Origin of the sequence: uncultured Bifidobacterium sp. (assembly GCF_945269915.1) — a bacterium.
GTDB classification, from domain to species: Bacteria; Actinomycetota; Actinomycetes; order Actinomycetales; family Bifidobacteriaceae; genus Bombiscardovia; species Bombiscardovia indica.
This window is the reverse complement of sequence record NZ_CALYOY010000002.1, coordinates 57,321-69,225: the sequence shown is the minus strand read 5'-3', so window position 1 is coordinate 69,225 and position 11,905 is coordinate 57,321. Positions and strand designations below refer to the sequence as shown.

General features: G+C 58.3%; 12 protein-coding genes. 1 reads left to right on the top strand and 11 read right to left on the bottom strand.

The features are described 5' to 3' along the window. Nucleotides 1–7 precede the first annotated feature (7 nt). On the top strand, nt 8–2,026 hold the full coding sequence (locus Q0K62_RS00885; RefSeq protein ID WP_297316097.1) for an AMP-dependent synthetase/ligase: 2,019 nt from the start codon (nt 8–10) through the stop codon (nt 2,024–2,026). A gap of 297 nt (nt 2,027–2,323) precedes the next feature. Here Q0K62_RS00885 and Q0K62_RS00880 read toward each other — a convergent pair whose 3' ends face one another. From Q0K62_RS00880 to Q0K62_RS00830, 11 genes are all read right to left on the bottom strand, one after another. Then, entirely contained in the window at nt 2,324–2,728 is a 405-nt protein-coding gene (locus Q0K62_RS00880; RefSeq protein WP_297316096.1) for a DUF2511 domain-containing protein, read from the bottom strand. 57 nt (nt 2,729–2,785) lie between these two features. After that, entirely contained in the window at nt 2,786–3,646 is an 861-nt protein-coding gene (locus Q0K62_RS00875; protein WP_297316095.1) for an ABC transporter ATP-binding protein, read from the bottom strand. Next, nucleotides 3,630–4,436: a murein hydrolase transporter LrgB gene (locus Q0K62_RS00870; RefSeq protein WP_297316094.1), complete on the bottom strand. Its 807-nt coding sequence runs from the start codon at nt 4,434–4,436 to the stop codon at nt 3,630–3,632. The genes Q0K62_RS00875 and Q0K62_RS00870 overlap by 17 nt, the downstream gene beginning before the upstream one ends. After that, nucleotides 4,433–4,918: a hypothetical protein gene (locus Q0K62_RS00865; RefSeq protein WP_297316093.1), complete on the bottom strand. Its 486-nt coding sequence runs from the start codon at nt 4,916–4,918 to the stop codon at nt 4,433–4,435. Before Q0K62_RS00865 ends, Q0K62_RS00870 begins: the two co-directional genes overlap by 4 nt. 237 nt (nt 4,919–5,155) lie before the next feature. Continuing rightward, nucleotides 5,156–5,989, bottom strand: a complete 834-nt coding sequence (locus Q0K62_RS00860; RefSeq protein WP_297316092.1) for a hypothetical protein — start codon at nt 5,987–5,989, stop codon at nt 5,156–5,158. A 10-nt stretch (nt 5,990–5,999) separates the two neighbouring features. Next, on the bottom strand, nt 6,000–6,599 hold the full coding sequence (locus Q0K62_RS00855) for a sigma-70 family RNA polymerase sigma factor (RefSeq protein ID WP_297316091.1): 600 nt from the start codon (nt 6,597–6,599) through the stop codon (nt 6,000–6,002). A gap of 508 nt (nt 6,600–7,107) precedes the next feature. Beyond that, nucleotides 7,108–8,148: a GTPase Era gene (era, locus tag Q0K62_RS00850; protein WP_297316090.1), complete on the bottom strand. Its 1,041-nt coding sequence runs from the start codon at nt 8,146–8,148 to the stop codon at nt 7,108–7,110. Then, nucleotides 8,135–9,538 carry a hemolysin family protein gene (locus tag Q0K62_RS00845; RefSeq protein WP_297316089.1) on the bottom strand — a complete coding sequence of 468 codons (1,404 nt, stop codon included), beginning with the start codon at nt 9,536–9,538 and terminating at the stop codon, nt 8,135–8,137. Before Q0K62_RS00845 ends, era begins: the two co-directional genes overlap by 14 nt. Before the next feature lie 19 nt (nt 9,539–9,557). After that, the gene (ybeY, locus tag Q0K62_RS00840) at nt 9,558–10,130 is read right to left on the bottom strand and encodes an rRNA maturation RNase YbeY (RefSeq protein WP_297316088.1); all 573 of its coding nucleotides are present in this window, start codon (nt 10,128–10,130) and stop codon (nt 9,558–9,560) included. Beyond that, on the bottom strand, nt 10,127–11,431 hold the full coding sequence (locus Q0K62_RS00835; protein WP_297316087.1) for a PhoH family protein: 1,305 nt from the start codon (nt 11,429–11,431) through the stop codon (nt 10,127–10,129). The genes ybeY and Q0K62_RS00835 overlap by 4 nt, the downstream gene beginning before the upstream one ends. Nucleotides 11,432–11,459: 28 nt before the next feature. Next, a complete protein-coding gene (locus tag Q0K62_RS00830; protein WP_297316086.1) occupies nt 11,460–11,807 on the bottom strand; it encodes a histidine triad nucleotide-binding protein in 348 nt (115 codons plus the stop codon). Nucleotides 11,808–11,905: the final 98 nt, after the last annotated feature.

Here is an 11,905-nt window from a genome sequence, read left to right as displayed (position 1 = left end):
AGTCAATGTGTCGTTACTATCATCGGTCAAATCTTACGTGACACACCGTGTGGGTCATGAGGATGATCCGACGGAGGATCCGAACGCTGCAGACGGTGCCGGAACCGGCCGAACGTCCGAGCAGGACCAGGCAGGACTACCCAACAGGCACTTCTGGTCGGCGGACTACGCCACCACCACCTTCCTGGATCAGGGTCTGATGACGGCCAGGACCGATGGCATGGGCCCGGTCCCGGATGGCATGACCATCTATGACATCTACGCAGACCGCGCGCGTCGCACCCCGGACAAGCCCGTCCTCCATTTTGTGGAGAACGGTGCCTGGACATACCGGACCGGCAGGGAGGTCCTGAGCGACATACGCAAGACCGCCAAGGGCTTCCTCCACTATGGCATCAAGAAAGGCGACGCCGTCGCTTTCATGTGCCGAACCAGTTATGAGTGGGACATCATCGATGCGGCCGTCCTATCCATCGGTGGAGTCATCGCCACCATCTACGACACCGATTCTGCCGAGCAGATCCGGTTCATCGTCAACAACTCCGATGCCCGCCTCCTGATCGTCCAGACCACGGACATGCGGGCAAAGGCCGAGGGGGCCGAGAAGGACTGCCCCACCCTGGAGCGGATCTCCTGCCTGGAATCAGGCCTCCTCCAGGAGTTCCAGGCGTATGGCGAGTCGGTCAGCGATGCAGAGCTGGACGAGCGTATCAACTCCATCATGAAGGGCGATCTCTGCTCCATCGTCTACACCTCCGGGTCAACCGCCGCCCCCAAGGGGGTGGAAATGACCCATGAGCACTACTGCCAACTGGCCAGGAACCTGAACGCCTTCATCCCGAACCTGACCCACGACCCCGAAGGGTCCATCCTCCTCTTCCTCCCCCAGGCCCACACCTTCGCCCGGGCCATCAGCTACGGGGTGATTTACGGCGACATGCACGTATACATCTCCTCGGGCATGGCCACCCTCCTCCCCGACCTCCAGGAATCGAAGCCGACGGTCATCATCGGGGTTCCGAGGGTGTTCGAGAAGGTCTACAACGCCGCCTCCCAGAAGGCCGGCCATGGTCCCAAGGGGAAGATCTTCTCCGGGGCCGCCAAGGCCGCAAGGAAGTACATGACCGACATCTCCGTTCAGGGGTGGCCGACCAGAAGCGATGCCATGCGCAGGGCCTTGTACGATCCGATTGTCTACAACTCCCTCAGGCAGGTCCTGGGCGGCAGGGCCAAGTGGATCGTCTCCGGTGGCGCCCCCCTCGACCCCCAGCTCCTGGGCTTCTTCCGTGGCGCCAACGTACCGGTCTACGAGGGTTACGGCCTCACAGAGACCACGGCCCCCTGCGCCTTCAGCCCGTTGGGGACCCCCTACCACAAGGGTTCCGTGGGCATCCCCTTCCCCGGGTTCACGATCCGTATCGCCCAGGACGGCGAGGTGCAGATCAAGGGGACCTGCGTCTTCCACCGCTACCATAAGAACGACCAGGCAACCGAGGACTCCTTCACCCCCGATGGCTGGTATGCCACCGGTGACCTGGGTCGAATCTCGCGCGACGGCTTCCTCTACCTGACTGGCAGGAAGAAGGACCTGATCATCACGGCAGGCGGCAAGAACGTCTCCCCCAGGCCCATCGAGGAGATCATCGAGAGGTCCGAGATCGTTTCCCAGGCCCTGGTCCTGGGCGATAAACGGCCCTTCATCTCGGCCCTGGTGACCTTGAATGAGTCCGCCCTGAGGCCCTGGCTGGCCTCCAAGGGGCTGGACCAGAACATGTCCATGCAGGAGGCCGCCGGGAACGCCGTGGTCAGGGCCGAGGTCCAGGAACATGTCGACAAGGCCAACGAGGGGGTATCCCGGGCTGAATCGGTCCGTAAGTTCATCATCCTCCCCGAGGAGTTCACCCAGGAGAACGGCCTGATGACCCCCTCCATGAAGGTGATACGCCCCAAGGTCATCAAGCGCTACACCGACCTCCTCAACACCAGGATGTACGTCTCCAAGAAGGGGAATGCGGTCCGCCGTTAGCAGGCCCTCCTCACGATACCGGAGAAAGGCCGACAGCCGGCTAGGAAAAACCGGTTGTCGGCCTTGGTGACCTGGTGGTCCTTGACATTTCGGGCCTGGATTTCATTGTTGGAGAACATGATGTGACCCTCCCCGGCGGTGAGAGGCAGCGACCGGCAATCGCACGTGCCTGATATCGACCGTGCACATCATCCTATGCCATGAAACAACAGTTCATCCCGATGCACAATCCGGTAGGTTATTTGGGATTCGGCATGCTGTCCGGAAGGGCTACATGCCGGGCCTTGTTACACCAGTTTATTTTGGCAGGTCACAGACTGAGAATGCGAAACTCATCAGAGTTCCTACAGACTTACTGTCATCTGATTTCAATGTTGAGATGTTGGTTAGATTTTCATTGCCTGGCACCTGGTTAAGTGCGTACTGTACGCCATCCGGAGTGGTAAAGCGGAGGATGGGGTCTCCCTGCCTGCTGTGCTCGCATGACACGGTGCCTTCATCTACCTTCAGGGGCCATGTGTGCCCCAGATCCTCTTTTGAAATTGTCTGTGGGTTACTGGTAGCTGCAACCTTGTTGCTTCCATCAGCGGGATATTCTTCAGGATGACTCATGCCATCAGTGCAGCCTCCAACCCCCACGGTCAGCGTGGTTGTGGCACATATAAGGAGAAGGGCCTTGATGCTCTGCTTGATTCGCTTCATGTGTATTCGACGCACTTTCATACTTGAATATTGATTTTGCTGAGTAATCGACGGTATCTAGTGTTCCCTGGCCAAAGCCATATATCCATCCTCGAGGTTGGGCGCAGTTTCTACGGAACCTGCGGGCGGGGTATCGGTAACTATGCGGTACCTTGTCCCGTTTGGTGTGGGTTCGGCGTTGATGATCGTGGCAGCATCCGGTGGGGCCGCGATGGGTGGCGTGATCCAGGTGTGACCGTCGGCTTCATGGATCAGCCCCTGTGTCGGTCCGTCATACTGCCTGCGTCCAGAGCGTAATACACATACCCAGGGGCAGGTTTGCGCAACATCATCGAGTATGTGGGTGGAGAGGATAACGGTTCGATTCTGCCCCAGCTGAGCAAGGAGAGTGCGGAACCGCATGCGCTCTTCAGGATCCAGCCCCGCTGTGGGCTCATCGACTACAAGCAGCCGGGGATCACCCATAAGGGCCTGTGCGATTCCCACCCTCCGCCTCATCCCCCCGGAGAACCCCCCGATACGTTGGCTCATCACGTCTTCCAATCCCACCTGTTCCAGGAGGGTGTGTGCCTGCTGCTGCCGAACGCGTTTGTCGTCGATCATTTTCAGGATGCCGATATAGTCAAGGAATTCAAGCGGGGACAGATTGTCATACGGGGTGATGTTCTGTGGCAGATAACCCAGGTTTCGTTTCAGAATACGCCTATTGACCGGAGTGGACAGGTCCTGTCCATCAATAAGGATTTTGCCCTTGGACGGTTTGATTATTCCTGTGAGAATACGCATGAGGGTTGTTTTGCCGGCACCATTCGGTCCAATAAGCCCTATCATGCCTTGTGGAAGGTCAACCGTCAGGTTATCTAAAGCGGCTGGTCTCCCACGAAAATCCTTTGTCAGATGATCAATGGAGATAAACATGCGAGGAATTTCCTTTCAACGTCAGTAGACGGTCGGACCGAACCTGTATGTGGTTGGAGGCCATGTTTGCACCGGTGAAGAGGATGACGATAATACTCCCCTGCCAGAGCAGGGATAGGAACCCTGATTGGACGGTAAAGGCGCCGTTCGTTGGTGAGTACACAGGATCGGTATGGAACCATCCCTGAGCAATGGGATCGCCAATGACCGACAGGGGGCCGCCATTGAGCGTTGGAAGTGGTAAGAGAGGGGTATGGAAGGCCAGCCAAGCCCATACCAGGACGGCAAGAATTCGGGCTGGGACTGTGGGTAACAGGGCTCCCAGCAGGGCGGATATCCCCGTAGCAATCAGAATTGATGGTGAGAGTATGACAAGCACTACCGCCAGGGCCCTGATTATCGCCTCACCGTTGCCGTGGAAGGCTTGATAGACCGCGATCAATACAAGGATAAACAGGGAAGATGATATGCAAATACCCCAGGCCCCCAGGACTTGAGCCAAGCGGATGACAGCCATCGGTAAGGCGGAGGTGGATTCAAGTTCGTCCATACCTGCTCGCTTGCCGGCAGTCATAAGGTTGCTGAACGATGCCGCATATGCCAACGAGGTGAATATGGCAAGAACCTGTCCGGTAAAGACAAGACCCTGTATTTTGTTGAGTCCGGGTGACATGGGAGAGGCATAGGCCAGAAAGAGGGCGAAGAGCGCCAGCGGTATGCTGGCTATCCACAAGGCTTTTCGTCGATAAACCATCAGCAGTGTGATGTGTAAAAGGCTGAGTGTTCTCATAGGTCTGCCACCTTGAGTGCATTGCGTTCTGAATCACCGCACACGTTCCAACCGAAGATTGCGCATGCTGCTGCAATGGTCAACGGGACGAGTCGTTGCCGGACCGGATCGGTGATGTACGGATCCCATATCAAACATAAAAACAGCCAGACGGCAATGGAGGCCAGCGACGACGTTGGCATGGACATGGTGAGTACGGCTATAAGGAAAACCAGACAATTGACAATGAGAATACCGCCGACCGGGGTAATCATGCTCACCCACCCCAGGTCACGTGGCCATAGTCGCAGCATATGCAAGCCGATAAAAAGAAGCGCCGTGGCGATGAGAAATGCCCCGGTGATGATAAGCAGCCTGGTTGCTTGAACCTTCCGCCATCCACTTGGAGTCGACTCAGAGAGCTCAACGAGTGGGTCGCCGTTGAGCACACAAGCCGTACATATACCGGAAGTGATCATCGGCACCTGAGTGAGAGCCATCATAACCACCCTTATGCGGCTCAACGAACAGATTGCCTCCAGTAAGATGCCCGTAAGCAGAATGCCCAAGGTCATCATGAAAGGCAGTACCGCCGGTAGGGAAAACCTTTTGAGCTGCATACCTGCGAAAGTCAACCTCATCCACCTCTTCCATATCTGGTTTTGGCCACGGGCCGTCGCCGGACATTACCTGCAACTTGTCCCGTCTATTCAGTTAGTAGCGAGAGTGGATCAAAAGGTTCAACAGTTCTTATCCCCATCGGCGAGTTGGGCATGCCAGGCAAGAGGGGCCGTAAAGATGGCAGCGCTTAGGAGTCCCGTTGCCAGGAGGATGATCCCTGCCCAGGCAGCGGTTGTAGAGGGTGCCGAATCGACCCATGCCGGCAGGAGGAATGATGGCCCGAGATCTTGCAGAGTTCTCACTAATGGTGCAAGTGCCCCCAGGAGCAGCGCCACCCAAGAGTATTGCCATATGCAGAGAAGGGCCACAATATTCGCCAGGAGGGTTGCAGGGGCTATCACTTGGGTAATGGCTGGTAGGGGTCTCATTACCGGGTTGATTGCAGTGGCGACCAATAAGGCTGCACCCCCGACGACGATATTGGAAATAAAGGCCAGCAACAGCCTGGTAGCTACTACGACCTGAGGTCCGAGAGGCATACTGAGCATCAATTCGCGATCATCCCTAACGGAAAAAACCAGGATTACCGTCAGCGCCATGTTCAGCATGAGCAGATTTGACAATATATGCAGACCGAGGCCACCGTACCGTGCACCATGCAAAACGCTGCTGATCACAACAGCGCCCGCTGCTATCACAATTTCTATCAGCATGATATATCGGGGCAGAAGGTTCAATTGGGCCCGAACAAGTTGCCCACAGGAACGTACTCGACGCTTGAATGGTATCGGCTGTTCTGCGGCCAGCGACGGCTCCTGGTAGATTGCCTTCATCACGCTGGTGAATGCTGGAACCGGTGGCTGGGCATGCTGCTCGTTTTCCCGAAGCACCTCCTGAACTTCATCCCGGTAATCTTCTGTGACTGGGTCTGAGCTCTTGTTTTGAGTTGCCATCATTTCCCCTTCATCCTCTCCGGCTTTGCAGTCGTTGGCCGCTGCCTGAAGCGAGGGCTGTCAGCTGCGGACGCAGGATCTGTTTTGCGCGAGCAAGACGAGACTTCACGGTCCCAACCGGAATGTCAAGCAGTGAGGCAATTTCCGGATAGGATAACTCGTGGAGCCAGGCCAGGGTTACCGTGTATGCCATTTCCCTTGGGAGCGCATCAATCTTCTCCCGTATTGTTTCCATCATCAGATCCCTATTGACGAGTTCTGCAGGTTCCAGACGATCATCGGCTATCGAGTCGAGTTCCTCCGAATCCATTTGGTCGGGTAGCCTTGGCTTGCGACATTTCATATATATCTGTCGTCGTGCAATGCTGAGTATCCAGGTAAGAACCCGGCTTTCCGCGCGAAAGGATTTCGAGGAACGCCAGCACCCCAGCCACGTGTCGGCAAAAGCTTCACTGGCATCCTCGTCGCCGGATGTTCGCAGGGAAATGAAAGCTTGGACGGTATGGGCATACTTGTTGTACAGTGCTTCAAAGGCAGATTCATTTTCGGCGGCCACCATCTTGATCAGCGTTATATCATCAGTATCCGGATCAATTCGAGATCGTTCCACTGATCATGTCCCTTCGCCACTGCAGAGATGGTTCCTTCCGCGTATTGCCTGTATCCTAGACACATAGTCGCTGGTACCGCAAAGGGAATCCGCTCCCCTACGTCATTTTTGCCTTGCTCAAGGGTGCGGATGCATGCTGAACAGCGGCTGTCATCTGTGGCTGCTCTTGGTGCAGCTGATTATATGATTGCAAGCGAGGACACATTGTCGACCGGTACGTCAGTGGACACATTGTCATCTTGTTTCCGGATGAGTCGAAACGTTGTTTCATGATGAATGGCGTAGTTCCCTGATACCTCGAATCCCTGTTTCCCAGTGAGTGGAATCCTTGGGCAATGCCGACCCCTTCCTCGTATGCGACCGGATTTGCTCATCCAGCAGGAAAGGGGCCCTAAGGATCGCCTATACCTCCCGTATGGAGCAGGATCGCTCGGCGACCGCAGAAGTTCATGAAACGGTTATCCCGATCAAGACATAGGCTGTGCCGCCAATCAGCAGGACCTCCCCCTCAGAAGCCGAGCCTCTGGAGGAGCTTGGGGTCCCCCTGCCAGTTCTTGGCCACCTTGACGTGGAGATCAAGTGCGGCCTTCTGACCCAGGGTGCGATTGACGGCAGTCCTCAGCTTCTTCCTGACCCGGACCAGATGTTCGGCACCATGGCCGATGATGATGGGCTTCTGGGAGTCCCTCTCCACATAGATGGAGACATGGACCTGTGCCTTGTGCCCATCCTCGGCCGGCTCGATCGAGTCGACGTTCACAGCCAGGGAGTGGGGCAGCTCGTCGTCAAGCTCCTCCAGGAAGGCCCCCCTGACCAACTCCGCAATCATGTCCCCGGGACGTTCCTCGGTCAGCTGGCCTGCCGGATACATCTGCGGCCCGACCGGCATGGCGTCGATCAGGACCTGCTTGACCTCATCGACGTTGTCCTCGCTCACGGCACTGACCGGCACGATCTGATCGAAGTCCGCAAAGTCGGAGACCTCGATGAGCTTGGCCACCAGCTCCTCCCTGTCCAGGCGGTCGATCTTGGTGACCACCGCGATCAGAGGCTTGCGCCAGTGCCACTTTCCGGCTTGGTCTTTCTTGGCGAAGTTGGACCTGAGCCGGCTGAGGATCCTCTTGTCGCCGGGGCCGATGGTCTGATCGGCGGGCAGGAGGAAGGCAATGGCATCCACGTCTGAGAGGGAGGCCTCCACCACGTCGTTCAAACGCTGGCCCAGGAGGGTCCGTGGGCGGTGGATACCAGGGGTGTCGACCAGGACCAGCTGGGCATCGGGGTCGGTGACGATACCCCGGATGGCCTTGCGGGTGGTCTCCGGCCTGGATGAAGCGATGGCGATGGGCCTGCCCACCAGGGCGTTCATCAGAGTCGACTTGCCCACGTTGGGCCTTCCCACCACGGCCACGAAACCTGAGCGGTAGGGCTGGTCCTGGGAGCCTTGGCAGGAATCGCCGCCCTCAGGGTCGGTATGGTTCTGACCGGGGGTGGTCCCCTTGGTGCGTATGTGTGTCATGTACCGCTTTTCCTTGTCTTCATTCCTGGCCACTGTCCGGACCTTCCTGGTCCGGGTCCTGACTGGCGGGTTCCTCGTCCAGGGTGATGTCCGAGTCATCCGCCGGCTCCACGATGATGGTGGCGATCTTCTTCCGGCGACCGACAGCATCAGCCGCCGTCAATCGTATGCCTCTGGTCACCGCGGAAGACCCCTCGACCGGAACCGAGCCGAGAAGCTTGGTCAGGAGTCCGTAGACCGTATCCACGTCATCCTCGTCGATATCGATCTCGAAAAGCTCCTCCAGCTCCGCTATCGAGGTACGTGCGGGCAGACTCCAGGTGTGGGGTCCGATCTGCTTGGGCTGGTTGTGCTGGACCCGGTCATGCTCGTCCTCCAGCTCACCCACGATCTGCTCGATGGCATCCTCGATGGTGACCAGACCGGCGATGCCGCCATACTCATCGACCACAAGCGCCAAATGATGACGGGACTTCTGCATGTAGTGGAAGAGGTCATCCACGGGCTTGGATTCGGGTATCAGGACCGGTTTGCGAACGATGGAGGCGATGGGCCCCTGGTCCTTTTGCCTACCCAGGGAGATGGCCCTGACCACGTCCTTCAGGTAGACCACGCCGATCAGGTCGTCCATGTCCTCGCCGATGACCGGAATCCTGGAGAAACCGGACCGGGAGAAGAGTTTCAGGGCGGCCTCCAGGCTGGTGTCCTTCCCCATGCAGATCATGTCGGTCCTGGGAACCATGATCTCACGGGTCAGGGTGGTGGAGAGGGTCAGGACGTTCTTGATCATCTCCGATATCTCGGGATCGAAAGCGCCGGCCTCGACCAGTTGGTCGACCATGGCCCTGCCCTGCTCGATCTGAATCTTCTCCAGCTCTTCGTCATCCGAGAGGTCACTCCGCCGGGAGCTCCTGGACCAGGAATTAATCCTGCGCCGCTTCTTGAAAGGAGTCAGACGGACCGCGATCGATATGATCCGCACATACCTGAGCAGGATCTCCAGAGGCTGTCTGGTGCCATTTCTCCTGGGTCCGATGGTGACTGAGATGACGGCCACCAGGACGGCGGCCACCAGGCCACAGACCACCTGCTCCCAGATTCGGAAGCCGGCCACCTGGGTCATGCCCCCCACCAGAAGACCGATGAGGATGTCACAGATGACCCGGAAATAGGCGCATCCACTGGAGGTGGCCTGGCGCTGGGAGATGAGCTTCTGGGCCTTGTGGATCCGGTCGATCCGCTTCATCCTGGAGAACTGGCTCAAATCCTGGTCGGTCTGCAGACCCAGGATCAGGTTGTTCAGACTGGATCTGGTCACCCTGGTCACCGAGCCCTCGGCTGCAGCCAGGACCAGGGAGAGACCAATAAGGATCAGCACCACCAGTGCCATGGCGATCAGCATCAGGATCGAACGGCTGGTCATTGCAACTCCTCTTTCGGATTCATGACCGGCCCCTGTGGCCGACCATACCCGTGCCCGGTCCATGCCCGGATTCATGACTGTCTTCGTAGGATTCCAGGGCATTGAAGGCTCCGGCAGGCAGGGTGGCCTCACCCATGGGCCCCTGTCGCAAGGCCAGGAAGGTGAGCAGGAGCTGGCGCTGAAGGCCGAACATCTGCCCCTCCTGAGCCTTGGTGGTGTGATCATACCCCAGGAGGTGAAGGGTGCCGTGAATGGTCAGGAGCAACATCTCCTCCATGACCGAATGCCCGGCGGCCTGGGCCTGTTGGGCGGCCACCCAGGGGCAGATGACGATGTCGCCCAGGATTCCCTCCACTTTCCGGCTTCCATCGCCCGGGCGGAGCTCATCCATGGGGAAGCTCATCACGTCGGTCGGACCTTGGAGGTTCATCCACCGCTCATGCAGGGAGGCCATGGGATCCGGGTCGTTGAAGATGATGGTCATGTCGGACTGGGGGCTGACCTGCATTTGGTCCAGGACCCAGATACCCAGGTCCGAGAAGGTCCTGGCATCGATCTCCCACTGGGTCTCATTGGTGACTTCCACACTCATTCCCGCCCCGACCTTCCGCGCTGCCTGGCCGCCGCCTTGTCGTAGGCGCGGACGATCCTGCCCACCAACCTGTTGCGGACCACGTCCCCCGCCTCCAGATGGACGAAGGCGATGTCATCGATCCCTCCCAGGATCTCTTCGATCGTGGCCAGTCCCGAGGCCGGCAGTCCCACGTCGACCTGGGTGATATCGCCGGTGATGACCATCTTGGTGTTGAACCCCAATCTGGTCAGGAACATCTTCATTTGCTGACGGGTGGTGTTCTGGGCCTCGTCCAGGATGACGAAGGCGTCATTGAGCGTGCGGCCACGCATGTATGCCAGTGGGGCCACCTCGATGGTCTCATTGCTCAGGTAGTGGTGCATCCGTTCGGTACCCAGCATGTCGGAGAGGGCATCGTACAGGGGGCGTAGGTAGGGATCGACCTTGTCATTCAGGGTACCCGGGAGGAAGCCCAGGCTCTCGCCCGCCTCCACTGCGGGGCGTGTCAGGATGATGCGGCTGACCTGCTTCGTCTGGAAGGTCTGAACCGCCTTGGCCACGGCCAGGTAGGTCTTGCCTGTTCCCGCAGGCCCGATTCCGAATGTGATCGTATGGGTCTGCATAGAAGAGACATAGGCCATCTGACCTGCCGTCTTGGGACGGATGGGGCCCTTGGAAGCGTAAGTCAAAGGAGTCCTCATGGCCACTGCCGACGAAAGGGCCGCCCGGTGCCTGCTTTCGTCCTGGTCATCCTCATACGGTTCCAGGTGACGGTCATCGGCCTCCGACTCCTTGCCCTGGTGCATTCGCTCTCTTGTGATACCGGTTTCCTCCTTCCAATCGGGTTCCGCGGCTTCCGAATGCCTCTCGTACAGGTTATCTGCCCTGTTATCCGGAACTCGAGGAGACGCACCGGTGATTCCGGCATGGCGATGACCCTTGTCTGTGCCGGAATCGGCGTAGGTGGCCACATGACGACCTTGGGGCAGGGCCTGGTCCTTCCCGGATGCGGCAATGACTGCTCCGGTCAGGAAGGGATTACCCATCCGCCGGTGGTCCAGGAGTTTGCCGACCTCTTCGGCATCCATGGGCACCTGGTAGGCGGCCTGGACCAGTTCCCCGATCAGGTCGTAGACCTGGCCGGCCTCCTTGTCCCCTAGGGGGTTGGTGGCGGTCAGGATGATCCGGTTCCCCCTGATGAGGATGTTCACATGCGGAAAGGCGCGTTCGATTCGGTCCATCACCGCGTCGCCCGGCCCCAGGACGAGGACGGGGTCGAGTTCCGATGGAATATCCAGGCTTCGTGTCGTTACCGCCACGTCATCCCCTCTGTCGTCTCAGCAGCAGTCACTCGGGCAGGACCTCCCCGGTCATGACATGGGCGTGCACATGGAAGACGGACTGGCCGGCATCCTCTCCGGAGTTGAAGATCAGTCGGTAGGCACCGTGGAACTCCTGGTCGGCGATGGACTGGGCCACCTCGACGATGTGGGCCAGGGTCCGGGGATCGGCCTTGGCCAGCTCGGCCACATTGGCGTAATGGCGCCTGGGAACGATCAGAACATGGACCTTGGCCTTGGGGTTGGCGTCCTTGAAGGCATAGACGCTTTCGTCCTCATAGACCCTCTGGCTGGGAATGTCACCCGCGATGATCTTGCAGAAGATGCAGCCGTCACCATGTTCTGAATCACTCATACCCGCTCCTTGGTCAGACCTTTCACGATTGAGATTCACTACCAACCATCATATGGTTCTTGTCAGATATTTCGCCCGGATTGAAGCCGGACAACCGA

Coding starts and splice junctions, on each gene's coding strand:
- Q0K62_RS00880 (WP_297316096.1), bottom strand. CDS start 2,728: ATGAAGCGAATCAAGCAGAGCATCAAGGCCCTTCTCCTTATATGTGCC.
- Q0K62_RS00875 (WP_297316095.1), bottom strand. CDS start 3,646: ATGTTTATCTCCATTGATCATCTGACAAAGGATTTTCGTGGGAGACCA.
- Q0K62_RS00870 (WP_297316094.1), bottom strand. CDS start 4,436: ATGAGAACACTCAGCCTTTTACACATCACACTGCTGATGGTTTATCGA.
- Q0K62_RS00865 (WP_297316093.1), bottom strand. CDS start 4,918: ATGATGGCTCTCACTCAGGTGCCGATGATCACTTCCGGTATATGTACG.
- Q0K62_RS00860 (WP_297316092.1), bottom strand. CDS start 5,989: ATGGCAACTCAAAACAAGAGCTCAGACCCAGTCACAGAAGATTACCGG.
- Q0K62_RS00845 (WP_297316089.1), bottom strand. CDS start 9,538: ATGACCAGCCGTTCGATCCTGATGCTGATCGCCATGGCACTGGTGGTG.
- ybeY (WP_297316088.1), bottom strand. CDS start 10,130: ATGAGTGTGGAAGTCACCAATGAGACCCAGTGGGAGATCGATGCCAGG.
- Q0K62_RS00830 (WP_297316086.1), bottom strand. CDS start 11,807: ATGAGTGATTCAGAACATGGTGACGGCTGCATCTTCTGCAAGATCATC.